This window comes from Brachybacterium zhongshanense, assembly GCF_055385755.1.
On sequence record NZ_AP043790.1, the window covers coordinates 732,483 to 758,208 of the forward strand.

22 protein-coding genes are annotated in these 25,726 nt (G+C 72.5%); 12 read left to right on the forward strand and 10 right to left on the reverse strand.

Annotation, left to right across the window (positions count from 1 at the left end):
• Nucleotides 1-133 precede the first annotated feature (133 nt).
• The 3 genes from ACZ5AJ_RS03310 to ACZ5AJ_RS03320 form a co-directional block, all read right to left on the reverse strand.
• Nucleotides 134-1,198 (reverse strand): NUDIX domain-containing protein, encoded by a 1,065-nt coding sequence (locus tag ACZ5AJ_RS03310; RefSeq protein ID WP_464137047.1) that lies wholly within the window; start codon nt 1,196-1,198, stop codon nt 134-136.
• Between the two features lie 55 nt (nt 1,199-1,253).
• A complete protein-coding gene (locus tag ACZ5AJ_RS03315; RefSeq protein ID WP_464137049.1) occupies nt 1,254-2,831 on the reverse strand; it encodes an HNH endonuclease signature motif containing protein in 1,578 nt (525 codons plus the stop codon).
• Nucleotides 2,832-3,108: 277 nt separating this feature from the next.
• Nucleotides 3,109-4,140, reverse strand: coding sequence for an L-idonate 5-dehydrogenase (locus ACZ5AJ_RS03320; protein ID WP_464137052.1), 1,032 nt, complete (start codon nt 4,138-4,140; stop codon nt 3,109-3,111).
• A gap of 76 nt (nt 4,141-4,216) precedes the next feature.
• Here ACZ5AJ_RS03320 and deoC point away from each other — a divergent pair, with 76 nt between their 5' ends.
• A complete protein-coding gene (gene deoC / locus ACZ5AJ_RS03325) occupies nt 4,217-4,879 on the forward strand; it encodes a deoxyribose-phosphate aldolase (RefSeq protein ID WP_464137054.1) in 663 nt (220 codons plus the stop codon).
• Here the strand turns inward: deoC and ACZ5AJ_RS03330 are convergent.
• Nucleotides 4,870-6,606, reverse strand: coding sequence for a phospho-sugar mutase (locus ACZ5AJ_RS03330; protein WP_464137056.1), 1,737 nt, complete (start codon nt 6,604-6,606; stop codon nt 4,870-4,872). The genes deoC and ACZ5AJ_RS03330 overlap by 10 nt on opposite strands.
• A complete protein-coding gene (locus ACZ5AJ_RS03335) occupies nt 6,603-7,448 on the reverse strand; it encodes a purine-nucleoside phosphorylase (RefSeq protein WP_464137057.1) in 846 nt (281 codons plus the stop codon). Before ACZ5AJ_RS03335 ends, ACZ5AJ_RS03330 begins: the two co-directional genes overlap by 4 nt.
• A gap of 162 nt (nt 7,449-7,610) precedes the next feature.
• On the opposite strand from ACZ5AJ_RS03335, the gene ACZ5AJ_RS03340 reads away from it, so the two are divergent.
• Complete coding sequence (locus ACZ5AJ_RS03340) at nt 7,611-9,074, forward strand: NAD(P)H-quinone dehydrogenase (RefSeq protein ID WP_464137059.1); 1,464 nt, start codon at nt 7,611-7,613, stop codon at nt 9,072-9,074.
• 4 nt (nt 9,075-9,078) lie between these two features.
• Here the strand turns inward: ACZ5AJ_RS03340 and ACZ5AJ_RS03345 are convergent, their stop codons facing one another.
• From ACZ5AJ_RS03345 to ACZ5AJ_RS03365, 5 genes are read right to left on the reverse strand one after another with little or no spacing between them, the layout of a single operon-like run.
• Complete coding sequence (locus tag ACZ5AJ_RS03345) at nt 9,079-10,857, reverse strand: acetyl/propionyl/methylcrotonyl-CoA carboxylase subunit alpha (RefSeq protein WP_464137060.1); 1,779 nt, start codon at nt 10,855-10,857, stop codon at nt 9,079-9,081.
• 56 nt (nt 10,858-10,913) lie between these two features.
• Complete coding sequence (locus ACZ5AJ_RS03350) at nt 10,914-11,609, reverse strand: Maf family nucleotide pyrophosphatase (protein ID WP_464137061.1); 696 nt, start codon at nt 11,607-11,609, stop codon at nt 10,914-10,916.
• Nucleotides 11,609-13,306 (reverse strand): DUF885 domain-containing protein, encoded by a 1,698-nt coding sequence (locus ACZ5AJ_RS03355; RefSeq protein ID WP_464137063.1) that lies wholly within the window; start codon nt 13,304-13,306, stop codon nt 11,609-11,611. The genes ACZ5AJ_RS03350 and ACZ5AJ_RS03355 overlap by 1 nt, the downstream gene beginning before the upstream one ends.
• A gap of 40 nt (nt 13,307-13,346) precedes the next feature.
• Entirely contained in the window at nt 13,347-13,661 is a 315-nt protein-coding gene (locus tag ACZ5AJ_RS03360; RefSeq protein ID WP_464137065.1) for an acyl-CoA carboxylase epsilon subunit, read from the reverse strand.
• Nucleotides 13,658-15,247 carry an acyl-CoA carboxylase subunit beta gene (locus ACZ5AJ_RS03365; RefSeq protein WP_464137066.1) on the reverse strand — a complete coding sequence of 530 codons (1,590 nt, stop codon included), beginning with the start codon at nt 15,245-15,247 and terminating at the stop codon, nt 13,658-13,660. The genes ACZ5AJ_RS03360 and ACZ5AJ_RS03365 overlap by 4 nt, the downstream gene beginning before the upstream one ends.
• Nucleotides 15,248-15,403: 156 nt before the next feature.
• Here ACZ5AJ_RS03365 and ACZ5AJ_RS03370 point away from each other — a divergent pair, with 156 nt between their 5' ends.
• The 10 genes from ACZ5AJ_RS03370 to ACZ5AJ_RS03415 all read left to right on the forward strand — a co-directional run bounded on the left by ACZ5AJ_RS03370 (nt 15,404) and on the right by ACZ5AJ_RS03415 (nt 25,689).
• Nucleotides 15,404-16,399: a biotin--[acetyl-CoA-carboxylase] ligase gene (locus ACZ5AJ_RS03370; protein ID WP_464137068.1), complete on the forward strand. Its 996-nt coding sequence runs from the start codon at nt 15,404-15,406 to the stop codon at nt 16,397-16,399.
• A complete protein-coding gene (locus ACZ5AJ_RS03375; RefSeq protein ID WP_464137070.1) occupies nt 16,396-17,646 on the forward strand; it encodes an adenylate/guanylate cyclase domain-containing protein in 1,251 nt (416 codons plus the stop codon). Before ACZ5AJ_RS03370 ends, ACZ5AJ_RS03375 begins: the two co-directional genes overlap by 4 nt.
• Before the next feature lie 72 nt (nt 17,647-17,718).
• Nucleotides 17,719-18,423 carry a response regulator transcription factor gene (locus ACZ5AJ_RS03380; RefSeq protein WP_464137072.1) on the forward strand — a complete coding sequence of 235 codons (705 nt, stop codon included), beginning with the start codon at nt 17,719-17,721 and terminating at the stop codon, nt 18,421-18,423.
• Nucleotides 18,424-18,426: 3 nt separating this feature from the next.
• The gene (locus ACZ5AJ_RS03385; RefSeq protein WP_464137073.1) at nt 18,427-19,827 is read left to right on the forward strand and encodes an ATP-binding protein; all 1,401 of its coding nucleotides are present in this window, start codon (nt 18,427-18,429) and stop codon (nt 19,825-19,827) included.
• Between the two features lie 230 nt (nt 19,828-20,057).
• Nucleotides 20,058-21,170, forward strand: coding sequence for a 5-(carboxyamino)imidazole ribonucleotide synthase (locus ACZ5AJ_RS03390; RefSeq protein ID WP_464138683.1), 1,113 nt, complete (start codon nt 20,058-20,060; stop codon nt 21,168-21,170).
• On the forward strand, nt 21,167-21,709 hold the full coding sequence (gene purE / locus ACZ5AJ_RS03395) for a 5-(carboxyamino)imidazole ribonucleotide mutase (RefSeq protein WP_464137075.1): 543 nt from the start codon (nt 21,167-21,169) through the stop codon (nt 21,707-21,709). Before ACZ5AJ_RS03390 ends, purE begins: the two co-directional genes overlap by 4 nt.
• Entirely contained in the window at nt 21,706-22,794 is a 1,089-nt protein-coding gene (locus tag ACZ5AJ_RS03400; RefSeq protein WP_464137076.1) for an acyltransferase family protein, read from the forward strand. The genes purE and ACZ5AJ_RS03400 overlap by 4 nt, the downstream gene beginning before the upstream one ends.
• Before the next feature lie 74 nt (nt 22,795-22,868).
• Nucleotides 22,869-23,564 carry an acyltransferase gene (locus ACZ5AJ_RS03405; protein ID WP_464137078.1) on the forward strand — a complete coding sequence of 232 codons (696 nt, stop codon included), beginning with the start codon at nt 22,869-22,871 and terminating at the stop codon, nt 23,562-23,564.
• Nucleotides 23,561-24,682 carry a DegT/DnrJ/EryC1/StrS family aminotransferase gene (locus ACZ5AJ_RS03410; RefSeq protein ID WP_464137080.1) on the forward strand — a complete coding sequence of 374 codons (1,122 nt, stop codon included), beginning with the start codon at nt 23,561-23,563 and terminating at the stop codon, nt 24,680-24,682. The genes ACZ5AJ_RS03405 and ACZ5AJ_RS03410 overlap by 4 nt, the downstream gene beginning before the upstream one ends.
• 2 nt (nt 24,683-24,684) lie before the next feature.
• Nucleotides 24,685-25,689 carry a Gfo/Idh/MocA family protein gene (locus ACZ5AJ_RS03415; protein ID WP_464138685.1) on the forward strand — a complete coding sequence of 335 codons (1,005 nt, stop codon included), beginning with the start codon at nt 24,685-24,687 and terminating at the stop codon, nt 25,687-25,689.
• Nucleotides 25,690-25,726 lie beyond the last annotated feature (37 nt).

Below are 25,726 nucleotides of genomic sequence, written 5' to 3' on the forward strand. Positions count from 1 at the left end.
CCGCACTGCCCGATCAGATGTCCTGCAGTGCGGGCATGATGTGCTCGACCATCAGCGGTGCGAGACGACGACCGGTCCTGCTCTCGGATCGGGTGCTCCCGCTCTCGGCGAGGCCCTCGGGGGCGAGCGGCACTCAGCAGTGGTCGGCGAGCTCCGCGAGGACCTCGAGAGGCTCCGGCAGCTGGCGCCGGGTGCGGAACACGGTCGAGCGGACGATCGTGCCGGGCTCGTTCGCGGCGGCCGCCTCGAAGTCGCCGACGGGGGAGAGGTCCTCCGGCGCCAGGCGGACACCGAGCTCCTCCTCCACCTCCCGGATCGCCGCCTGGAGCGGGGACTCGCCGGGCTCGAGCTTGCCTCCGACCTGCATGTACGAACCTGTGCCGCGCTTGCGCACCGCGAGCAGCTCGGGACCCTCCCGGCCGTCGCGCAGGAAGCACACGGCAGCGATCCTGAGGATGCTGGCGGGGGCTCCGACGGGCCGGACCGCGGCGTCGGCGACGGCATGGGTCGAGAGCGATCGCAGTTCCCGGATACCAGCCCGGAGACCGACGGCCCGCATGCCCGCACGGCACCAGCGGTCGGCGTCGGCGCGCTGATCCCCGGCGAGTCCCAGACCGCGCCGGATCAGAGTCAGCGGCGGCTTGCGACCTTCGCGCAGGTCACGGGCGAGTCGCAGGGAGAACACGAGCGGGACGGGACGCTGCAGGACGATCGCGTCGGCGAGCAGGCCGGCCGCGCGCAGCGGAGCGATCAGCTCGGCGGCGAAGATCCCCTCGGCGATGATCAGCGGAGCCTCTCGAGCGTCGAGCACCGTCGTTCCGATGCGCTGCGACCGGGGTATCGAATAGACGGGAACGTCCGCGACGCCGTCGTGTGCGAGGGCGGTGAGCGACTCGAGCGCGGCTCCGATGTTCCACGATGCAGGATCGTCCCAGTCGATGATCCCGAACCGACGCGGCAGACCGGGATCGTCCTGGTCGCGGTAGAACTCGTCGAGCGCGACGGTGGGCAGACCGGCGCGTCGGCAGAGCTCGCCCTTCCCGCTGCCGGAGGGGCCGGCCAGGAGCACGATGCGTCGCGGCGGGTCGGCCGGACGACCGGTTGCCGAGGCGCGGACGGGCAGGGGGCCGACTCCAGAGCGGGCTGCGGGGGCGGCTTCAGAGCCGGCTGCAGGGGCGGCAGAACGGTCGAGGATCACGGGGATCGATTCTAGATCCGCGCTCGACGTCGCCGATGCCGCTGTGCACCGCGCCTCATGCGGCCTGCGGCACGTCCACGGACTCCTCGATGCCTCCATCGCTGTCGGGCCCGGGAGGATCGGCGAGCGTCAGGGTCGACAGCAGCGCGTCCGCGCAGTCGGCGAGGCGGAAGCCCGGACCCGGCAGGGGCAGCGTCAGGGGCGGAGTCAGAGGCGGAGCCAGGGGCAGAGACGGCTGAGGATCCGGGTGGGCTGCCCTCTGACGGGCGGCTGATCCGTCCGAGGGGCGGATCTCCGGGTCCTCGAGCATGGAGGGCCAGCGCACCCGCACGCTGCAGCCGTTCTCGTCGACGACGTCGAAGCGAGGCAGGTGCGGACGGGCGCCTGCGGACGCCTCGGGCCGATCGATGCGACACAGATGCAGTCCGCCCTCATGGACGATCACGTGATGGCGTCGGCACAGCAGAGCGAGGCCCTCGATATCGGTGGGGCCTCCTTCCGACCAGGGCACGGTGTGGTGCGCATCCAGGTGCCGGGTCTGAGGGCAGCCCGGGAACACGCAGGTGCGGTCGCGCAGCCGCAGCGCCCTGCGCTGGGCACGGGAGGCCAGACGGCGCGCGCGTCCCAGATGCAGCACCTCGCCGTCGTCGGAGCGCACGACCAGGGCGATCCTCCCCGTGCAGGCGAGGCGCTCGGCCGTGCGCGGCTCGACGGGCCCGAGACCGACGATCCCGGCGAGGGGTGGCGTTCCCGCGGGAACGTCCGCGGTGCCCTCGAGAGCTGCGCGGTCGACCTGGACCAGCACGAGATGCCGATCCTCTCCGGTGCGGTCATCCGGCTCGGACTGCAGGTAGCCGCGGGCGACGTCGGCCAGTGCGTCGGCCCGGCGCTGCTCGGGCGTGGGGTCCGTCGTGATCCTCGCGTCCCGCGCGTCGGCGCTCTCCTCCGTCGGCGTGCTGTCGGTCGGTCGGCTGCCCGGCGGCGCCTCGGAGCCGTCCCGGGAGAGAGCCAGCTCGAGAGCGGAGACGATCTCGGCACCGGATTCCGCAGGGAGCAGGGCATGCAGCTCGATCATCCCGTCCTCCCTGACCGACCAGGACGCGCGACGGGATGCATCATGGCTCAACCGAGTCCCGTCGGCGGCCCTGACCGCGGAGACGGTGCGCGCGAGCTGGGCAGCGGTCATCTCCCGGGCCATCTCGACCAGGACGTCCTCGTCGACCTGATCCGCGACTCGGGTCATCTCCCGCACCTTCGAGTACGACAGGCGTCCGGCACCGAACTCCTCGAGCGTCCGCGGCATCGTCTGCAGCGCGCGAGCGACCCGGACGTGCTCCCGCGCCGTCCCGGGAGACATGGAGCATGACCATGCCAGCCAGTGCGCGGTGGACTTCATGCCGACGAAGCGTTCGACCGCCCGTCGCTCATCGAACTCGGAGATCGCGACCAGCAGGGCGCAGGTGGCTTCGGCGATCTGCGACGCCTGCGCGCGGATGCGCTCGCCGAGGCGCTCCGCTTCGTCGCGGTCAGCCCGAGGCGGCGCCCCCTCATCAGGACGCTCCTCACCTGAGGGCTGCGCGTCTCGCTCGTCGGACGACCCATCGCCCTGTGCACCGCTGCCCTTCTCCACCATCGCCCGCTCCGCTCTGCTCGATCCCGGTCCGCTGCCCGTCCACTGTCCTGCCACCGTCGTGCCACCACTGTGCCGCGGCCTGTCACGGCCATGCCCACTGCCCACGTTCACCTCCCAGCCCACCAGCCGCCGGCCACGGAGGGAAGCGACGGCGCCGGACCGTGGACGGCGGTGCGCTGTGGAGGAGTGCTTCGGACCCGGACCCGGACCCGGACCGGTCCGGGGATCGGGACCCTCCCGGTGGATCGCACCCCTGGATCGCACCCGCGGATCGCGCTCACCCGATCTTCAGGACCACCTTGGAGCTGCTGCGGTCCTCGGCGGCGGTCGCGAAGGCGGAGTCGGCGTCGGCCAAGGGGAGGACATGGCTGATCACGGCGTCAGCGGCCTCGGCACGGGACAGCAGATCGACCGCATCGCGGATCTCGGAGACGAAGCGATAGGTGCCCCGGTAGTCGATCTCCTTGGAGACCAGCGGGCCCAGCGCGACGAGGACCGGCCCGATCGGCAGATTCCCGACCTGCACGACCGTCGACGCAGGGCCGACGGCGGCGAGGACTGCGGTGAGTGAGGCGGGCACTCCCGAGGCCTCGAAGGCGACGGTGACGCCCGCGCCCGCGCCCGTGCCAGCACCCGTGTCCGCGTGCTCGCCGAGGGCGGCGTCGGCGCCGACGGCGAGCGCCCGCTCACGTGCCGCCGCAGCAGGGTCGACGGCGGTGATGCGGGAGGCACCGGCCTCCTTCGCCGCGAGGATCACGAGCAGACCGACGGGTCCGCAGCCGCTGACCAGGACGTGCTTGCCGCGGACCTCGCCTGCGCGATGCACGGCGTGCAGCGCGACGCCGAGGGGCTCGGCGAGGACCGCGCGGCGCGTGCCCAGCCCTTCGGGCAGCGGGACGGTCTGCGCGGTGCTGACGACGATCTCCTCGGCGAAGCCGCCGTCGGTGTGAGGGGTGCGGGCGGCGGAGCCGAGGTAGGCGAGGTCGGGGTGGAGGTTGTCGCGTCCGCGGAGACGCTCGGGCAGAGGGCCGCGCGTCGACGCCGGATGGACGGCGACGGCCTGCCCGACCCGCAGGGCGGCTCCTGCGCCCTCGCCGAGTGCGCTGATCGTCCCGGAGACTTCGTGACCGAGCACGAAGGGGTGCGTCATGACGGCGGTCCCGGAGACGCCGCTGCGCCAGTAGGCGAGGTCGGATCCGCAGATCCCTCCGTACTCGACGTGGACGCGCACCTCCCCGGGCCCGGGCTCGCGGGTCTCCCTGGTGATGATGCGGAGGTCGTGGACGGCATGGATCTCGAGGGCGCGCATGCTCCCGAGTATCCCGCTGCCGCCGCTCGCTCCGGGCCGGTGGTCGTCGTCAGCGGGGCGTGGGAGAATCGCGGGCATGACGACCCTCGACAGCGCCCAGCTCGCTCAGCTGATCGACCACACCCTGCTCAAGCCGGAGGCCACCCGTGACGATGTCGACGCCCTGGCCCGCGAGGCGGAGGACCTCGGCGTGTACTCCATCTGCGTCTCGCCCTCGATGCTCCCGGTGGAGACCACGGTGAAGGTCGCGACCGTCTGCGGCTTCCCCTCCGGCCAGCACGCGAGCTCCATCAAGGCCGCCGAGGCCGCGGACTCCGCCGCGAAGGGCGCTGACGAGATCGACATGGTCATCAACGTCGGCCTGGCTCGCGAGGGCCGCTTCGACGCCGTCGAGTCCGACATCCGCGCTGTCCGCGAGGCGGCTCCCGCTCCGGTGCTGCTCAAGGTGATCATCGAGTCCGCCGCGCTGGACGACGAGCAGATCGTCGCCGTCTGCCGGGCGGCGGAGCGCGCCGGTGCCGACTTCGTGAAGACCTCCACCGGTTTCCATCCCGCCGGCGGGGCGAGCGAGCACGCCGTCGCACTCATGCGGGAGACGGTCGGCGATCGGCTCGGGGTGAAGGCCTCCGGCGGCATCCGCACCCGTGAGGCGGCAGAGGCCATGGTCGCCGCCGGTGCGTCCCGTCTGGGGCTGTCGAGCTCCCGCGCTGTGCTCGAGGGCGACGCGGATCAGGCCTGACCGACGGCCGTGAGAAGGTCCTCCTGCAGATCGTCCTTCAGCTGCTGGAGGCGACCGGCGGCGTCGGCGCGCAGGCGCCCGAGCTCTGCATCGTCCGCATCCGGCGCGACCGGGAGGATGACCTCGAGGTAGCACTTGAGCTTCGGCTCCGTCCCCGAGGGGCGCGCGACGACGCGGGTGCCGTCGGCGGCGAGGAGCAGGAGGCCGTCCGTCGGCGGAAGACCGGTGGTCGCGACCGAGCCCTCGGCGAGGTCCTGGACCTCGACGACCGGGGAGCCCGCGAGCGATGCCGGGGGAGCGGCCCGCAGGTGATCCATCATCGCCCCGATCAGCGAGAGGTCCTGGACCCGCAGCGACAGCTGCGAGGCGCAGTGGAGTCCGTGGCGACGGGCGAGGTCGTCCAGACGGCCGACGAGCGTCGTGCCCTCGGACTTCGCGTCGGCGGCCATCTCGGCGACCATCAGCGCTGCGGACAGCCCGTCCTTGTCCCGCACGACGTCGGGGAGGACGCAGTAGCCGATCGCCTCCTCGTAGCCGAAGACGATGCCGGGCGCACGGGTGATCCACTTGAAGCCCGTCAGCGTGGTCGCCGCCTCGCCGCCGCCTGCACGGACGACCTGGTCCAGCCAGCGGCTGGAGACGACCGAGCGGGCGAACACGCCCTCGTAGCCGTGGCGCCTCAGCAGATGCTCGCCCAGCAGGACGCCCAGCTCATCGCCCGTGAGCATGCGCCAGTCTCCGAGATGGGGATCGAGCACGGCGGCGGCGCAGCGATCGGCGTCGGGGTCGTTGGCGATCACGACATCGGCCTCGAGCGTGCGGGCGAGCTCGAGGGCGAGATCGATCGCCCCGGGCTCCTCCGGGTTCGGGAAGGCGACGGTCGGGAAGTCCGGATCGGGATCGGCCTGCTTGGCGACGGGGTGGACATCGGTGAAGCCGGTGCGGTGCAGAGCCGCGATCGCCGTCTCCGTGCCGACGCCGTGCATGCCCGTGTGCACGATCCGCACGTCGCGCGAGGACTCGAGGTCCACCGGCGCGCAGATCGCGTCGAGATAGTGCTCGCGGAGACGATCGCCGAGCATCTCCCAGCCGTCCTCGGCGACCTCGATGGCCCGCACGGGGCCCACGGCGTCGATGCGGGCCGCGATCTGCGCATCCGAGGGCGGCACGATCTGAACACCCTGCCCTTCGGGCTCCGCGGCGCGTCCACCGAGATACACCTTGTATCCGTTGTCCGCCGGCGGATTGTGGGAGGCGGTGACGACGATGCCGGCCTCGGCGCCCAGGTGCCGCACGGCGAAGGCGACCAGCGGGGTCGGCATCGCCCGGTCCAGCAGGGACACCCGGCAGCCGGCCGCGGTCATGATCGCTGCCGAGCGGCGGGCGTACTCGCGGGAGCCGTAGCGCGCGTCATGGCCGATCACGACCAGGGGCTCCTCGAGGCCGAGGTCGTCGAGGAGATGGTCGGCGATGCCGCGGGCGGCGCGGGAGACCACCGAGACGTTCATCCGCTGCGGACCGGGCCCCATGCGGCCGCGGAGGCCGGCGGTGCCGAAGCGCAGGGTGCCGGAGAAGGCGTCTGCGATCTCGTCGACGGCCGCGGCGTCCCCGCCGTCGGCCTGCTCGAGCAGGGACTCGAGGGCGGCACGGGTGCCGACGTCCGGGTCGTCGGCGATCCATTCCTCGACGCGCGCACGCAGCGCCGGATCGAGTGCGGCCGTGGTCATCGCGCTGCCCCGTCGTCGGCCTCGGCGCCGGTGATGCGGCGGACCGTCTCCGCGAGCAGCCGCGAGATCCTCGGCCCTGCGTCCCTGCCCGCCTGGAGGACCTCCTCGTGGCTCAGCGGCTCCGGGCTGATGCCCGCGGCGAGGTTGGTGACCAGCGAGATGCCCAGGACGTCCAGCCCGGCCTCGCGGGCGGCGACCGCCTCGAGAGCGGTGGACATGCCCACGAGCGTCGCACCCACGGCACCGGCCATCCGCACCTCCGCCGGCGTCTCGTAGGACGGCCCCCGGAACTGCATGTACACGCCCTCGTCGAGGCTCGGGTCGACCTCGCGGGCGATGTCCCGCAGCGCCGGGGTGTACACGTCGGTCATGTCCACGAAGGTCGCGCCGCGCAGCGGCGTCTCGCCCGTCCCGTTGATCTGATCGGCGATCAGCACCGGGGTGCCGGGGGCCCAGGAGCGGTCGAGGCCGCCGCAGCCGTTGGTCAGCACGATCGTGCGGCATCCTGCGGCGGCCGCCGTGCGCACGCCGTGGACGACCGGGTCCACGCCCGCGCCCTCGTACAGATGCGTGCGGGCGCCCAGCACCAGGACCCGCGCCCCGGAGCCCTCGACCCGGATCGAGCGCAGGGTGCCGACGTGCCCGGCGACCGCAGGCGCACGGAACCCGGGGATCGTGGTCGCGTCGGCCTGCCAGACGGTCTCCCCGAGCAGGTCGGCGGCGCCGGACCAGCCCGAGCCGAGCACCAGGGCGAGATCATGGGAGGCGACGCCGCTGGCCTCGGCGATCGCGGCGGCGGCATCGCGCGCGAGCAGGTACGGATCGGGAGTCGAATCGCTCATGGACTGAACCTAGCGCAGCGAGCGCCGTCCGTCCTGCCCCCGGAGGTCCCTCCTCGGCGGAACCGGCCCCGGGAGGAGACCGAGACGACACAATGGAGGGACGACGACCGTCCAGGGCCCGGAAGCCCCCATCCGGGAGACACGAAGAGGTGCCGCGCGGCGATGACCGATCCCAGCACCGCCCTGCCCGCGGATCCCGCGCGGCTCCGCCCCGCCGGGGATCGCCCCCGGGTGGTGATCCTCGGCGGAGGGCCGGGAGGGTATGAGGCGGCGCTGACCGCGGCGCGGCTCGGTGCGGAGACCACGCTCGTCGAGGACCGCGGGGTCGGCGGCGCGGCAGTGCTGACGGACGTGGTCCCCTCCAAGACCCTCATCGCGACCGCCGAGGTCCTCGATCAGGTCGAGAGCTCCGGCGGGCTCGGGATCCTCGGGGCCGACGGCGTCTCCGTGGATCTCGCGCGCGTCGACGAGCGCGTGCAGGAGCTCGCCGCCGCCCAGTCGGCCGACATCCGCGCCGCGCTGGTCGACGCCGGAGTCCGGGTGCTGGACGGGCGGGGACGGCTCGCCGGACCGCAGCGGGTCGCCGTCCGGCGGAGCGCCGCCGGTGCGGCCGACGTCGCGGGGCCGGACGAGCAGATCGTGGAGGCCGACGTCGCGCTCCTCTCGGTGGGGGCCCGTCCCAGGGAGCTGGAGGCCGCGCCCTGCGACGGGGAGCGGATCCTGAACTGGACGCAGCTGTATGCCCTCGAGGAGCTGCCCGCGCATCTGATCGTCGTCGGCTCCGGAGTCACCGGGGCGGAGTTCGCGAGCGCGTACCGGGCGCTCGGCAGCAGGGTCACCCTGGTCTCCTCGCGCGACCGCGTCCTGCCGGGCACCGATGCCGATGCCGCCGCGGTGCTCGAGGCGGCATTCGCCCGACGCGGCGTCGACGTGCGCGCCCGGTCCCGCGCCGCAGGGGCGCGCAGGACCGACGACGGGGTCGTGGTGACGCTGGAGAGCGGGGAGGAGATCGTCGGCAGCCACGTGCTCATGGCGCTCGGCGGGATCCCGTCGACCTCCGGTCTCGGACTCGAGGAGGCGGGGGTGCGGCTGCGGCCCACCGGTCACATCGAGACCGATCGGGTGTCGCGGACCAGTGTGCGGGGCATCTACGCGGCGGGGGACTGCACGGGCGTGCACGCGCTCGCCTCGGTCGCCGCGATGCAGGGGCGGATCGCCATGCACCACGCCCTCGGTGAGGCCGTCAGCCCTCTGATCGCCGCCCAGATCTCCTCGGCGATCTTCACCAGCCCCGAGATCGCGACCGTCGGCGCGAGCGAGCAGGAGGTCCGTGACGGGACAGTGCCCGGTGAGATGCTCATGCTGCCCCTCGCGACGAACCCGCGGGCGAAGATGCAGGGCGTCGACGAGGGGTTCGTGAAGCTCATGGTCCGCCCGGGGTCGCACACCGTGATCGGAGCGGTGGTGGTCGCGCCGCGGGCGAGCGAGCTGATCCTCCCGTGCGCGCTCGCGGTCGCCCAGAGGCTCACGGCCGAGCAGCTCGCCGGCACGTTCACCGTCTACCCGTCGCTCACCGGCTCCCTCGCGGAGGTCGCCCGGCAGCTCATCGGCGGCCGCGGCGTCTGAGCGCTCAGTCCTGGATGGTGCAGAGCACGGCGCCGGCGGAGACGGTCGCGCCGATCTCGGCGGACAGGCCGGAGATCACCCCCGAGCGGTGGGCCGTGATGGGCTGCTCCATCTTCATCGCCTCGAGCACGAGGAGCAGATCGCCGTCGGCGACCGTCTGCCCCTCCTCGGCGACGATCTTGACGATGGTGCCCTGCATCGGTGCCGTCACGGCGTTCCCCCCGTCGGCGGCCTGCCCGGCCGCCTTGTGGGAGCGCTTGCGGCGCTGACGGACCGGCGCCTGCGGGGCACGCAGGGAGGCGGGCAGGGAGATCTCGACGCGCCGACCGTCGACCTCGACGACCACCGCCTCGCGGTCCTCCAGCTCCTCGGGCTGAGCGGGAAGCGGGGCCGGAGCGATCTCGCCGGCGAACTCGGTCTCGATCCAGCGGGTGTGGACCTCGAAGGGCTGCTCGGAGTCGGCCGGGGCGAAGGCGGGGTCCTCGACCACGAGACGGTGGAAGGGGAGGACCGTCGGGATGCCTTCGATGCGGAACTCGGCGAGCGCCCGTCGGGACCGCTCGAGGGCCTCCTGGCGCGTCGCTCCGGTGACGATCAGCTTGGCGAGCATCGAGTCGAAGGCTCCGGAGATCTCGTCGCCCGTGCGGACCCCGGACTCCACGCGCACGCCCGGACCGCTCGGGGCGTCGAAGCGCTGCACCCTACCGGGCGCGGGCATGAAGCCGCGGCCCGCATCCTCGCCGTTGATGCGGAACTCGAAGGAATGGCCGCGGGTGACCGGGTCGGTGTCGGGGATGCGCTCGCCGGCGGCGATGCGGAACTGCTCGCGCACCAGGTCCACCCCGGCGACCTCCTCGGTCACCGGATGCTCGACCTGCAGGCGCGTGTTGACCTCGAGGAAGGAGATGGTGCCATCGCGACCCACCAGGAACTCGCAGGTCCCGGCGCCGACATAGCCGGCCTCGCGAAGGATCGCCTTCGAGGAGGAGACCAGCTGGGCGTTCTGCTGAGGGGTGAGGAACGGCGCGGGGGCCTCCTCGACGAGCTTCTGGTGACGTCGCTGGAGGGAGCAGTCCCGGGTGGAGACGACCTGGACGTTGCCGTGCATGTCCGCCAGGCACTGGGTCTCCACATGGCGGGGGGAGTCGAGATACTGCTCGACGAAGCACTCGCCGCGGCCGAAGGAGGCCGTCGCCTCGCGCACCGCGGAATCGAACAGCTCGCGGACCTCGGACTCCTCGCGGGCGACCTTGAGGCCGCGCCCGCCACCGCCGAAGGCCGCCTTGATCGCGATCGGAAGGCCGTGCTTGCGTGCGAACTCCACGACCTCGTCGCTCGACTCGACAGGGTCCTTGGTGCCGGCGACCAGCGGCGCCCCGGCCTTCTGCGCGATGTGGCGGGCGGAGACCTTGTCGCCGAGCTTCTCGATCGCCTCGGGGGGCGGGCCGATCCAGGTCAGTCCTGCGTCGATCACGGCCTGGGCGAAGTCGGCGCGCTCGGAGAGGAAGCCGTAGCCGGGATGGATCGCATCGGCGCCGGAGCGGCGGGCGATGTCGAGGATCTTGTCGACCACCAGGTAGGAGCTCGCGGCGGTGGAGCCGCCGAGCGCGTAGGCCTCGTCCGCGATGGTGGTGTGCAGGGCATCGCGATCGGGGTCCGCATACACCGCGATCGACCGCAGGCCCGCGTCCTTGCAGGCCCGGGCCACCCGCACCGCGATCTCCCCACGGTTGGCGATGAGCACCGTGGACAGGGGGCGGGGCTTGGCGTGGCGAGAGGCCATGGGAGCGGGGTTCCTTCCGAGAGGCAGCAGTGGTCGAGTCTAGTACCGGGCGCGGGTCACCGCGCGGCGGAGTCCGGGACGTCCTCGTCCCACAGGTCGTGGATCGCGATGCCGATCTCCCCGAGCAGCCGGCGCAGCAGCGGCAGCGACAGGCCGACCACGGCGTGCGGGTCCCCGCTGACCGAGGTGATGTACGGTCCGGCCAGGCCGTCGATCGTGAACGCGCCGGCGACCTCGAGCGGCTCACCGGTGGCGACGTACGCCTCGATCTCATCGTCCGAGAGGGCGGCGAAGGTCACCTCGCAGCTGGCCGTCGCACCCAGGGTCGCGCCGGTGCCGCCGTCCTCGGGATCCCGGTCGTCGACGAGCCAGTGGCCGGAGTGCAGCACCGCGGTCCGTCCTCGCATCGCTCGCCAGCGCTCGGCGGCGGCCTCCGCCGTGTGCGGCTTGCCCACGACCTCCCCATCGATCTCGAGCATGGAGTCGCAGCCCAGGACGACATATCCGCCGTCGCTGCGCGCGGTCGCGGCCTCGGCCTTCGCCCGCGCCAGCAGCAGCACCTCCTCGGCCGGAGCGAGCGGCTCGCTCTGCTCGAGAGCGTCCCGGCGGGCGGCGTCGAGGATCGCCGCCTCATCGAGGTCGACGGGCAGGCGCGAATGCGCGATGCGGGCGGACTCGAGGGTCCGACGACGACCCTCGGATGCCGAGGCGAGCAGCAGCAGCGGGTCGAGCTCGGGTTCCGGCTGGGTCATCACAGGGCTCCTTGCAGGACGGAGAGGGGAAGGCTGCCGAGCTCGAGGGCCCGGCGGTGGAAGTCGCGGGTCGCGGCGGGGACGTCGGCGGCGCCCGCGAGGGCCGCATCGCGCAGACGCTCCCATTCGCGCTGTCCGATCTTGTACGACGGGGCCTGGCCCGGCCAGCCCAGGTAGCGATGCAGCTCGAACCGCTGCTCGGCCTCGCTCACGCCCCAGTGCGCGCTCATGAAGTCCCAGGCCTTCTCGTAGGTCCAGTCCCCGCCTGCGGAGCCGGCGAGATCCTCGGGCATGGGCAGCCCGACGTGCAGGCCGATGTCGAGCACCACGCGTCCTGCGCGCAGGCGCTGGGCGTCGAGCATTCCGAGCCGGTCGCCGTCGTCAGAGAGATGGCCGAGGGCGTCCATGAGGCGCTCCGCATACAGAGCCCAGCCCTCGCCGTGCCCGGAGACCCAGCACATCATCGCGCGCCATCTGTTCAGCGCGCCGGCCTGCATGACCTGCGTGCCCACCTGCAGATGGTGGCCGGGGACGCCCTCGTGGTAGACGGTCGTCGTCTCCAGCCAGGTGCGGAACTCCTCGTTCCCCGCGGGGACGTCCCACCACATGCGCCCGGGCCGGGAGAGGTCCTCGCTGGGGCCCGTGTAGTAGATGCCGCCGGAGCCGGTCTGCGCGATCCGGCACTCGAGCCGGTGCAGGGGCTCCGGGATGTCGAAGTGCGTCCCGGCGAGCTCGGAGATCGCCCGGTCGGAGAGCTCTTGCATCCAGTCGCGCAGCGCGTCGGTGCCGTGCAGGACGCGCTCCGGATCCGCGTCCAGGGCCTGCTTGGCGGCTGCGACGGAGCGGCCCCCGCCGGTGCCGTAGCGCTCGTTCAGCCGTGCGGCGACGATCTCCTGCTCGTCGACGATCGATCGCAGCTCCTCGATGCCCCACGCGTAGGTCTCGTCGAGGTCGATCTCGGTGCCGAGATAGGTCCTCGAGGCCAGCTGGTAGGCATCGCGGCCGACGGCGTCGGCCTCCGGTGCGCGCTCGACGAGCGACTCCAGCACATCGGCGATCTCCCGGTAGCCGCGGCGGGCCTCGTCGGCGGCGGCTGCGACGGCCTGCCGCTGCTCGGGTGAGCCGACGGCCTGGCGGGCGAAGGCGGCGAAGAAGCCGTCGTCGGCCGCATAGCCGCGGGCCTGCTCGGCGCCGAGGAGGAGCTGCCGACGGGCCGAGACCGTGCCGGCGCCCGCCGACTCCTCCAGGGACTCGGCCCAGCTGGACAGCGAGCGCGGCAGGGCCGCCATGCGCTCGGCGATCACCTGCCAGTCCTCGGCGGTGTCGGTGGGCATCAGGTCCAGCACGTCGCGCGACTGCAGGACGCTCGCGAGGTTGTTGACCGCAGAGATGTCCAGATGCTGCTCCGCTCGCTCCAGCTGGAGACCCAGACGCTCCTGGAGGGCGGCACGGGTGACGCGGTCGGCCTCGTCGGCGTCGGGGACCTCGCGGATCGCTGCGAGCAGCTCCCGGGCGAGGGCGTCGCGGCCTGCCTCGGCGGCGGGGGAGTAGTCGGTGACCTCGGCATCGTGGCCGGTGATGCCGAGCTGGGTCGCGAGGAAGGGATCGAGGGAGGCGAGGCGGTCGACGTACTCGTCGGCGAGGACGTCCAGAGCGCTCGCGCTGCGCGCGGGGACGGCGGATGCGGGGTGGGTCATGGCGGGGAGTCTAGTGAGCCGGGAGGGGCCGACGGGCGCCTCAGCGATCGCCGAACTGCCAGGCGGTGGAGGAGGCCTGGGCGCGCAGGGCATGGGATCGGGGGTGGGTGCGCAGCGCGTCGGACCAGCCTCCGCCGCCGGTCAGACCCTCCGCGAGGGAGCGCTCCTCGGCCTCGACGCGACTGGTGACGCTCATGGCGGAGACGACCACCGCGATCGCCGCGATCTCGGCGTCCGCCAGATGCCCGCGGACGAGGCGCACGTCCGAGGGGCTGACGGCCGGCCGCTCCGGTGCCGGACCGTCGGCCGGGCCGGCGAGGGGAGCGATCGTCGAGCGGGGACCGGTCGCGCTCACAGCGGGATGTTCCCGTGCTTCTTGGTGGGCAGCGAGTCGCGCTTGGTGCGCAGGGCGCGCAGCGCGCGGGCGATCTCGATGCGAGTGTCCGCGGGCTGGATGACGTTGTCGATCCAGCCCCGCTCGGCCGCCAGGTACGGGGTCGCGAACTTCTCCTCGTACTCCGCCTCCAGGCGCCTGCGCTCGGCACCGACGTCCTCGCCGGCCTCGGAGGCGGCGCGCAGGGTCTGGCGGTGGAGGATGTTCACCGCGCCCTGCGAGCCCATCACCGCGATCTGCGCCGTCGGCCAGGCGAGGTTGATGTCCGCCCCCAGGTCCTTGGAGCCCATGACGATGTACGCACCGCCGTAGGCCTTGCGGGTGATGACCGTGACCAGCGGGACCGTCGCCTCCGCATAGGCGTACAGCAGCTTCGCGCCGCGGCGGATGATGCCGCTGTACTCCTGGTCGGTGCCCGGCAGGAACCCCGGGGTGTCCACGAAGGTCAGCACGGGGATGTTGTAGGCATCGCACATGCGCACGAAGCGCGCTGCCTTCTCGGAGGCCTCGATGTCCAGGGTCCCCGCGAAGTGCGCGGGCTGGTTGGCGATGATGCCGACGCTGTGGCCCTCGACCCGTCCGAAGCCCACCACGACGTTCTGCGCGAACAGCGGCTGGACCTCGAGGAACTCCTCGTCGTCGAGCACGGTGCGCACGACCTGGAGCATGTCGTAGGGCTGGTTGGGGGAGTCCGGGATCAGCGCGTCCAGCGCGGAGTCCGCCGAGGTGCGGGACTCCTCGATGCGCACCGGGAAGGCGGGGGCCGGGGTCAGCGTGTTCGCCGGGAGATAGCTGAGCAGGTCCTTGACGTACTCGATCGCCTCGGACTCGTCCGGTGCCATGTAGTGGGCCACGCCCGAGCGGGTCGAGTGCGTGCGGGCGCCGCCGAGCTCCTCGAAGCCGACGTCCTCGCCGGTGACCGTGCGGATCACGTCCGGGCCGGTGATGAACATGTGGGAGGTCTTCTCGACCATGACGATGACGTCGGTCAGCGCCGGCGAGTACACGGCGCCGCCGGCAGCCGGACCGAGGATCAGGGAGATCTGCGGGACCACGCCGGAGGCCCGAACGTTGCGGCGCATGATCCCGGCGAACATGGCCAGCGACGCGACACCCTCCTGGATGCGGGCGCCGCCGCCGTCGAGGATCCCGATGATCGGCACGCCCGTCGTGAGGGCCATGTCCTGGATCTTCTGGATCTTGCGGCCGTGGGCCTCGCCCAGGGACCCGCCGAACACCGTGAAGTCCTGGGAGTAGACGCAGACCTGACGGCCGTCGATGGTGCCGTACCCGGTGACGATGCCGTCGCCCGCGGGGCGGCGGCGGTCGAGGCCGAAGGCGTGGGACTGGTGCGCGACGAAGCGGTCGGTCTCGACGAACGAGCCCTCGTCGAGGAGATCCGCGATGCGCTCGCGAGCGGTCTTCTTGCCGCGCGCATGCTGCTTCTCGACGGCGACCTCATCGGCGGCTGAGACCGCGGCGGTGTCGCGCTCACGCAGGTCCTCGAGGCGCTGGGCGGTGGTGAGCGGCCGCGGGGCGTCGGTCACGGAGCCTCCAACTGCGGCCCTGGGGGCCGCGACGATCCTGGGGATGAACACGGGGATACTACGCTACTGGTGGCCGCCGAGGGCCGAGCCCCTGGACGCCGCGCGCGGTCGCTCAGCGCCCCGGAGCCATCTCATGACGAGGGACGGAGCAGGGCAGTGGAGCGCGAGGAGAGCACAGGGAGAACTGCGTCACCGCGAGATCCGGCGACCCGGATCGCCCTGCACGAGCGCACCCGCGTCACCTCCACCTTCGATGTCGCCGACGAGCTCCTGCGGCTGGAGGAGCCGACGCCCTTCGCCGTGCTCGCCTCCGAGCAGACGGCGGGGCGCGGGCGGCTCGGGCGCCGCTTCGAGTCCCCCGCGGCCGGCTCCTTCGCCTTCACCCTCGTGCACCGCACGGGGCTGCCGGTGGCCGCGCGCAGCTGGTTCCCGATCGCGGTGGGCGTCGCCGCCCTCCAGACGATCGGGGAGCTCGTGCCGTCGGCGCGGCCCGCACTCGGACTCAAGTGGCCGAACGATCTGCACACCCGGGAAGGGCGCAAGCTCGGCGGGATCCTCGTCGAGGGCCGCGGTCAGGACACGGTCCTGCTCGGCATCGGCATCAACCTCGCGGGACCGGTGCTCGACGGCTCCGGCGCGCCGGTTCCCGGGACGGCCTGGCTGCTGGGCCCCGGCGGTCTGGAGCGCGGGCCGGAGTCGGCGGAGGCCGCGGCGACGAGGCCGACGGCGGACGGGCGCGTGGACGGTCTGAGGATCGCGCTCGCCGAGCGCCTGGGGGACCTCCTGGAGGCTGAGCTCGAGGCGCTCGCGTCCGCGGACGGAGACGGATGCGCCACGGGGCTGCGCGAGCGCTACACTATGATCTGCATCACATTGGGTGCGGTCGTGAGGGTGGATCCTCTCGGCGCCCCTGCAGGCGGGGAGTCGGACGGGCAGGCGGAGGAGAGCGCGATGCTCAGCGGCGTCGCCGAGAGCGTCGATCCCGCAGGGCGGCTCCTGATCCGTCGTGCGAACGGGGAGCTCGTCCCGGTGGATGTCGGCGACGTGCGGCATCTCAGGCCGGGTGGAGGGGGCGGCGGCAGGATGAGCGGCTCCGGAGGGGGAGACGATCAGCAGGACCAGCATGGCGAGCAGGAGGGACGTACGGCGTGACCAGCGGTATCGACGATGTCGAGCGCGAGGCGCTCACGAGGGCTTCCTCGTCCGAGAGGGCGGAGGCGGGTTCCGGCGCGCCGACGGCGTCCGGGTCCGGCCTGTCCGATGGCCTGTCCGATCGCGACCTCCCTGATCCTCCTGATCTTCCTGACCTCGCGGAGGACTCCCCGGACCTCGAGCCGGACTCCCTGGGCGGGGAGGAGGTGCTGGACCTCAACCGGCGCTTCGCCGAGGTGAGGCGGAGCGTGGGCACCCTGGAGCGGGCCCTCCTGCAGGGGCCGCGCAAGTACTCCCGCCGCGACCTCGCCGAGGAGTACGGCATCCCTGAACGTCTGACCAGCGTCTACTGGCGCTCGCTGGGCTTCTCGCCGGTGGATGAGGACACCGTCGTGTTCACCGAGGAGGACGCCTTCGCCATCGGCGACCTCGCCGCGATCGTCGACGAGGGCGTCCTCTCCGAGCGGGCGTTCGCCTCGATCACCCGCGGCCTCGGATTCCATATGGGGCGCCTGGCCATGTGGATCACCGAGGCGCTGGTCGACGAGGCGAAGGTCGCCGACGGCGCGAACGACGCCGAGGCGCGCCAGCAGATGCTCGACGCCGTCCCGGAGCTCCTGGAGACCTTCGAGTCCCAGGTCATGTTCACCTTCCGGCGCCAGCTGGCCGCCTATGCCGCCCGGGCCGGGTCCGAGGTGCTGCATCGCGACACCGATGAGCTCTTCCCCCTGCAGCGGGCGGTCGGGTTCGCGGACCTCGTCCAGTTCACGCGTCTCTCGCAGGATCTCTCGGGTGCCCAGCTGGCCGATGTCGTCGGCCGTTTCGAGGCCATCAGCCGCGACCTGATCTCCGTCGGCGGCGGTCGTGTGGTCAAGACCGTCGGCGACGAGATCATGTTCCTCGCCGACACCCCGGAGGACGGTGCGCAGATCGCGGTCAGCCTCGCCGAGACCATCACCGCAGAGCCCGACCTGCCCGGCGTGCGCGTGGGCCTGTGCTGGGGGTCGATGTTCTCCCGCTACGGCGATGTGTTCGGTCCGACGGTCAACCTCGCCGCCCGTCTGGAGTCCGTCTCCCGGCCGGGATCGGTGGTCGTCGACGAGGCCACCGCCCGGGCCGTGGCCGAGGCGCTGCCCGGGGGCTTCGACGTCGACGGCGGGCACGACGAGGAGCTGCACGGCATCGGCACCGTGCGCGTGCTCGAGCTGCGGCGCGACCGCTCCGCACCGCTCAGCCTGGGTCTGTGAGGTCGGGCGTGGGAGCCGGGGACATGCCGCGCGGGACCAGCGCGCACCGGCTCCGCGGGGGTGCGGCTTAGGATGGCTGACGTGACACGACTGCTTCTCGTCGAGGACGACTCCGCCATCGCTGAACCTCTGTCCCGCGCGCTCGACCGCGAGGGGTACACGGTCATGCGCGCGTCGAGGGGCATGGACGCCCTCGGCATCGCGGCCGGTCCCGAGGGAGTGGACCTGGTCATCCTGGATCTCGGCCTGCCGGACCTGGACGGCCTCGAGGTCGCGCGCCGCCTGCGCAAGGGGGGCCTCGAGTCCCCGATCCTGATCCTCACCGCCCGTGCCGACGAGGTCGACGCCGTGGTGGGCCTGGACGCCGGTGCGGACGACTACGTCACCAAGCCGTTCCGCCTGGGCGAGCTCCAGGCCCGCATCCGTGCGCTCCTGAGGCGCGCCCAGACCGCCGAGGAGTCTGGCGACAGCTTCGACATCAACGGGGTCACTCTGGACGTCGCCGCCCGTCGCGCCTATGCCGACGGGGAGGAGCTGAGCCTCTCGGCCAAGGAGTACGACCTGCTGACCGTGCTGGTCCGGGAGGCCGGCAGCGTGGTCACCCGGGACGATCTCATGCGCGAGGTATGGGGTGCCGAGTGGTGGGGCTCCACCAAGACCCTCGACATGCACATCTCGTGGCTGCGGCGCAAGCTCGGGGACGACGCCACCAATCCGCGTCGGATCACGACGGTGCGCGGGGTGGGATTCCGGTTCGAGACCGGCGACGGGAGCTGACGCGTGCGGCAGCGCGTGCTGCAGGCGACCATGATCACCGTGCTGATGGTCGTCCTGATGCTCGGGATCCCGCTGGTGTACTCGTGGCTGCAGCTGACCCAGGAGTCCCTGCGCTCGCAGGCCAACACGATCCTCGAGGAGGTCCGGACCGACACCGAGCAGCGACGCAGCGACAGCAGGCCCATCGACGAGGCCATGCTCCAGCGTCACGTGGATGCGCAGACCGACCTGAACATCTCGATCTCGGTGACGCTCGACGGTGACACCATCACTGCGGGCGAGGCGCCCGGCGAGAACGCCCTCACGGCCACCGCGCAGGGGACGGACACCTTCATCGTCGTCTCGATCCCGCAGTCCGACGTGCGCGCGCACACGGCCAGCGCGAGCGTCGTGCTGGGCGTCGCGGGCCTGGCCGCCCTGTCCATCGGTGCCTCGATCGCGCTGTGGCAGGCGCAGCGGATCTCCATGCCGCTGGCGCGGCTGAACCGACGGGCCGAGGAGATGGGCAGCGGCCGTGCCCGCGGCCCCTGGATCCCCTCGGGCATCTCCGAGATCGACGACGTCGCCGAGGAGCTGATCCGCTCCGGCGCCATGCTCACCGAACGGCTGGAGGCGGAGAGCCGACTCGCCTCCGACGCCTCCCATCAGCTGCGCACGCCGCTGACGGCGCTGTCGATGCGCCTGGACGAGATCCTCGCGACGAGCTCCGAGGAATGGGTGCGGGAGGAGGCTCGCATCTCCCTCGAGCAGATCGACCGCCTCACCGAGGTCGTCCATGACCTCATCAATGCTCCCCGATCCTCCCAGCGCCGCAGCCCCGGGGTGGTGGACCTGCGCGCGATGCTCACCCAGCAGAGCGAGGAGTGGTCCCCCGCGTATCGCCGTGCCGGGCGCGAACTGCACATCCAGGTGCCGCGCAGCGCCGCGGTCTGGGGCTCCACGGGCCCGCTCACGCAGGTCGTCGCCACTCTCATCGAGAACGCCCTGGTCCATGGTGGGGGACGCACCACGGTGAAGGTGCGTCGCAACGACCACTCGACGGTGATCGAGGTCAGCGACGAGGGAGAGGGCATCGACGCGGAGCTCGGGAAGATGGTGTTCGAGCGCTCCGTCTCCGGCGCCTCGTCGCAGGGCACGGGCGTCGGGCTGGCGCTCGCGCGCACGTTCGTCGAGGACGACGGCGGTCGTCTCGAGCTGCTGACCGAGCGTCCCGCGACCTTCGGGGTCTTCCTCATCTCGGCGCCAGGGGAGGAGCTGCCGGAGTCGGACCCGGAGGCCGACGGCGGGCACCGCGGTCCGGCCGCCCGGGCGTCCGCCGCGCGGGCCGCGATCTCCCGGCGCGCCGACGGGGAGCTCGCGCAGGGATCCGTCGTCCGTCGTCGCCACCGCCACCCCCGGGGCTGAGGCTGCGCCCGCGAGCTGAGACGGCCCCCGCATCCGGACTCGGGAGCGGAGGGCCCGGGGTGCCGCCTAGACTGTCGGCCGTGCCTGACAGCTCCGACACTCCTCGACTCCCCGTCCCGACGAGCTCCGTCCCGACGCGCCCCACCCCGACACGCTCCGGGCCGGAGCCGTCGGGAGCCGCGGCCGCAGCACGCAGGATCGGGGTCGTCGGCGGCGGTCAGCTCGCCCGCATGATGCTCGGCCCGGCGATCGAGCTGGGCATCCCGCTCACCGTGCTGGCGACCGCGTCCGACGAGAGCGCCGCCCAGGTCGCCGGCTCGGTCGTCCTCGGGCGCCATGACGACGAGCAGGCCGTGCGATCGCTCGCCGAGGCGGTCGACGTCCTCACCTTCGACCATGAGCACGTGCCGACGGCGATCCTCGAGGAGCTCGAGGCCGACGGCCTCGCCGCTGTCCGCCCGGGCCCGTCGGCGCTCGTGCACGCGCAGGACAAGCTGACCATGCGCGAGCGCCTCAGCGAGCTGGGTCATCCGTGCCCGCGCTGGTGGCGGGTCCGGGATGCCGGGGAGCTTGACGCCGCGATCGCCGAGGCGGGGGGACGCCTCGTCGTGAAGACCCCTCGCGGTGGCTACGACGGTCACGGCGTGCGGATCATCACCGGGGCGGCCGAGGTCGCCGACTGGTTCGAGGCCCACGAGGAGCTCCTGGCCGAGGAGCTCGTCCCCTTCGTGCGCGAGCTGTCTGCGCAGGTCGCCCGTCGGCCCGGAGGCCAGGCGATCGCCTATCCCGTCGTGCAGTCCACGCAGCGCGACGGAGTCTGCTACGAGGTCGTCGCACCCGCTCCCGGTCTCGATGACGAGGCGCAGCAGCGGATCCAGTCCCTGGCCCTCGCGATCGCCCGGGACCTCGACGTCGTGGGCATGCTCGCCGTCGAGCTCTTCGAGACCGCGGACGGGACCATCAGCGTGAACGAGCTGGCGATGCGTCCGCACAACACCGGGCACTGGTCCATGGACGGGGCGGTCACCGGCCAGTTCGAGCAGCATCTGCGGGCCGTCGCCGATCTGCCCCTGGGATCCGCCGAGCCGCGCGCCGAGGCCGCTGTCATGGTGAACCTGCTCGGCGGCGAGGCCGAGGACCTCCTGCCCGGCGCCGAGGCCGCTCTCGCCGCCGATCCGGAGCTGAAGATCCACCTGTACGGCAAGTCCGTGCGCCCCGGCCGGAAGATCGGCCACGTCACCCTGCTGGGCGACGACCCCCACGACCTCCTCGAGCGAGCACACCGCGCCGAGCAGCTGATCGTCGACGGCCCTGCGGCCGCGACGGGGACGGAGACCCGATGACCGAGCAGACCGCAGGCCAGGCTGCAGAGCAGACCGCCCGCCCCCTCGTGGGAATCGTCATGGGCTCCGACTCCGACTATCCGGTGATGAGGGCGGCCGAGGAGGCGCTCGCCGAGTTCGGCATCGACGTCGAGGTCGATGTCGTCTCCGCGCACCGCATGCCCGAGGACATGGTGGCCTGGGGCCGCAGCGCCGCCCAGCGCGGCCTCCGGGTCGTCATCGCCGGGGCAGGGGGCGCGGCGCATCTGCCGGGCATGCTCGCCTCCCTCACGCCGCTTCCCGTGATCGGCGTGCCCGTGCCGCTGAAGCATCTCGACGGCATGGACTCCCTGCTCTCCATCGTGCAGATGCCCGCCGGGGTGCCCGTCGCGACCGTCTCCATCGGCGGTGCCCGCAACGCGGGCCTCCTGGCCGCGCGAATCCTCGCCGCAGGCGGCGACGAGCGCGCCGCAGAGCTGCGCGAGCGCATGGTCGCCTTCCAGGCGGAGCTGCGCGAGATCGCCGTCCGCAAGGGGGAGGCGCTGCGGGCCTCCCGATGACGCCCGCCCCGACCGCCGGGCGCATCGCCTGGCTCGACCTCGCCCGGGCGATCTCCATCGTGCTCGTGGTGCTCTACCACGTGGCGGTCTCCTCGGGCGCCGTGCTGCTCGGAGAGGGAGCCGCCGCCAGCGCCTGGAGCTGGGCGAACCTCGCTCTGATCCCGCTGCGGATGCCGCTGTTCTTCGTCATCGCCGGCGTGCTGGCGGCCTCGGCGTCCCGCCGTCCTCTCCGGCGGACGGTGCGCCCGCGGATCCTGGATCCGCTGTGGCCGTACCTGCTGTGGAGCCTGCTGTTCGCCGTCCTCGGCTGGCCCCGCTACGCGCCCGGCGACCCAGGGGGCTTCATCGCCGGGGAGATCACCGGGATGCTGGTGCTGGCCTCGCCCTACTGGTTCATCGCCGTGCTCCCGATCTTCTTCCTGCTGGGGCGGTGCGGCTCGGGACATCCGCGCGCCATGCTCCTGATCGCGCTCATCGCCTATCTCGCGGCGCCCTGGGCGCGCGACGGACTGCTGTCCGTCGGTGCATCCGGGGACCTCGCCTACGGGGCGTTCCAGCTGGCCGACAACGCCCTGTGGTACCTGCTCGGCCTGGTGCTCTCCGCGCGGATCCGACAGTGGGGCACGGAGCGGACACCGGAGAGGACCGCGCCGCGCCTCGCCGTCGGTGCCGCCCTGCTCGGGCTGCTCGCCGTGCTCGCGATCCTGGTGATGGAGGCGCCGCTGCCGCATCCGGTGATCCGCGCGGGAGAGCTGGGCGCATCGATCAGCGGCATCGCCGCCTGCGTGCTGCTCCTGCCGGTCCTCGCCCGGATCCCGTCCGTGGCCCGGGCGGGGGAGTACGTCGGCTCGCGCACCCTGGTGATCTATCTGGTCCATCCGATCGTCCTGATCGGTGCGGTGGTGGCGTTCCGCTGGACGGTCCCCGGGGGGATCGGGGGGCCGACGGCGGCGCTGCTGCTGATCCCTGCCGTCGTCGTGATCGCGCTCGCGCTCTCCCTCGCCGTCGATGCCGTGATCGACCGCTGGGGCCCCGACTGGCTGCTCGCCGCCCCGCGCCGACCCCGAGTCCGAGCGGCCCTCTGAAGGACGCGCTGAGGGGATCTCCGAGGGGAGCCTCGTCCCAGGAGGGCCCGAGAGGGCGGGGTATCGTCGTGCGCATGAATGAAACCCCTGCCTACCGGGTGGCCCCCGGGGCCGACATCTCGGCAGAGGCGACCATCGGCGAGGGCAGCTCGGTCTGGCACCTCGCGCAGATCCGGGAGGGCGCGGAGCTGGGACGCGACTGCGTCGTCGGCCGTGGTGCCTACATCGGGTCCGGAGTGCGGATGGGCCGCGGCTGCAAGATCCAGAACTATGCCCTCGTGTACGAGCCGGCGCAGCTCGCCGACGGGGTCTTCGTCGGCCCTGCGGCCGTCTTCACGAACGACCACTTCCCGCGGGCGGTCAACCCCGATCTGACCCCGAAGAGCGCCTCCGACTGGGAGCCCGTGGGCGTGACCTGCGACGAAGGCGCCTCCATCGGGGCGCGCGCGGTCTGCGTGGCACCGGTGAGGATCGGCGCCTGGGCGATGGTCGCCGCCGGCGCGACCGTCGTGAAGGACGTCCCTCCGCACGCGCTCGTGGCGGGCGTGCCCGCCCGGCGCATCGCCTGGGTGGGCCGGTCCGGCGAGAAGCTGCTGGAGGCCTCCGACGGCACGGACGCCTGGGTCTGCCCCACCACCGGTGAGTGGTACATACCCGACGAGACCAGCGGCGGGCTGCAGCTCGCCACCCGCCCCGTGGTGGACGCCCCGCGCCCCGCGGAGCTCCCCGACCTCGACGACCTCGACGAACAGGACGTGACGACTCGATGAACACTTCGAGCAGTGCGCAGCGCGCCTTCATCCCGCCGGCGAAACCGATCATCGGCCAGGAGGAGAGGGACGCGGTCGACCGTGTCCTGGCCTCCGGGATGGTCGCCCAGGGGCCCGAGGTGAAGGCCTTCGAGGAGGAGTTCTCGGCGGCCCTCGTCGCCGGTCGCGAATGCGTGGCCGTGAACTCCGGGACCTCCGGCCAGCACCTCGGCATGCTGGCGCTCGGTCTGAAGGCCGGGGACGAGGTCATCGTCCCGTCGTTCACCTTCGCGGCGACGGCGAACTCGGTGGCGGCGGCGGGAGGCACCCCGGTGTTCGTCGACGTGGACCCCGAGACGTTCTGCGTGGACCCCGAAGCGGTGCGTTCGGCGATCACGGATCGCACCGTGGGCATCCAGCCGGTGCACCTGTACGGGCACCCGGCGCCCATGGACGAGCTGCTGGCGATCGCCGCCGAGCACGGCCTGTGGATCTTCGAGGACGCCGCCCAGGCGCACGGCGCGACCTGGAAGGGCCGCCCGGTGGGCTCCTTCGGCCAGGGCGCCATGTTCTCGCTCTACCCGACGAAGAACATGACCTCCGGCGAGGGCGGCATGGTCGCCTGCGAGGCGCCCGAGCTCGCCCGTCAGGTGCGCCTGCTGCGCAACCAGGGCATGGAGAAGCAGTACGCGAACGAGGTCGTCGGCTTCAACAACCGCATGACCGACATCCACGCGGCCATCGGCCGCGTGCAGCTGACCAAGCTGCCCGGATGGACCGCGACCCGGCAGGCGAACGCCGCCCACCTCGACGCGCACCTCGAGGGCGTCGCGACGCCGGTGGTCCGCGAGGGCGCCGAGCACGTCTACCACCAGTACACGATCCGCGTCGTCGGCGCCTCGGCCGACGAGCGCGACGCCTTCGCGACGGCGCTGCGCGAGGAGCACCAGGTCGGCTGCGGCGTCTACTATCCGACGCCGGTGCACCGCCTGGAGACCTTCCGCGCGGACATCGAGCTGCCGGTCACGGAGGTCCTCGCCCGCGAGGTCCTCTCGCTGCCGGTGCACCCGAGCCTCGTGCAGGAGGACCTCGAGCGCATCGTCGAGGCCGTGAACATCGTGGCGAAGGCGGGGGCGTGAGCATGGGCAGCAGGAGCGCACTGCGAGCGGGCCTGATCGGCCTGGGCATGATGGGACGTCACCACGCGCGCAACCTCATGGGCCTGGACGGCGTGGAGCTGGTCGCGGTCGCCGACGCGTACGGCGACCCCCATGGCGCGGCACCCGGATACGACATCCTCCCGGACGTCGACGCCCTGATCGCCGCGGGCATCGACTACGCGGTCGTCGCGGTGCCCACCCAGTTCCACCGCGACGTGGCGCTCAGCCTCGCCGAGGCCGGCGTGCACACCCTCGTCGAGAAGCCCCTGGCCTTCGACATCGCCGAGGCGGAGGAGATCACCGCGGCGTTCGAGCAGGCGGGGCTGGTCGGCGCCGTCGGATACATCGAGCGATACAACCCCGCCCTGCAGGAGATGCGCCGTCGGATCGCCGACGGACAGCTGGGGGAGATCTACCAGATCGCCACCCGCCGTCAGGGCGGGTTCCCCGCCCGCATCGCCGACGTCGGCGTCGTCAAGGACCTCGCCACCCATGATCTCGATCTGACCGCCTGGGTCGCCCAGTCGCCCTATGCGAGCGTCGGCGCGACCAGCGCCCGCCGCTCGGGCCGCGAGGACGAGGACATGGTCTCGATCGCCGGGCGCCTGGCCGACGGCACGATCACCAACCACATCGTCAACTGGCTCTCCCCGTTCAAGGAGCGGGTCACCGTCGTCACGGGCGAGAAGGGCGCGCTCGTGGGCGACACGATCAACGCCGACCTCACCTTCCACGCCAACGGCGAGAACGCCACCAACCTGTGGGAGTCCATGGCATCGTTCCGCGGCGTCAGCGAAGGCGACTCGATCCGGTACGCCATCCAGCGCAAGGAGCCCCTGCGCACCGAGCACGAGGCCTTCCGCGATGCGGTGCGAGGGGACGGCTCGAACATCGTCACCATGCGCGAGGGACTGCACACCGTGCGCGCCGTCGAGGCGGTCCTCGCTTCCGCGCGGGATGGACGCGTGGTGACCCTCGAGGTCTGACGCGTCTGACGCATCCGATGCGAGGGGCAGGACGCTC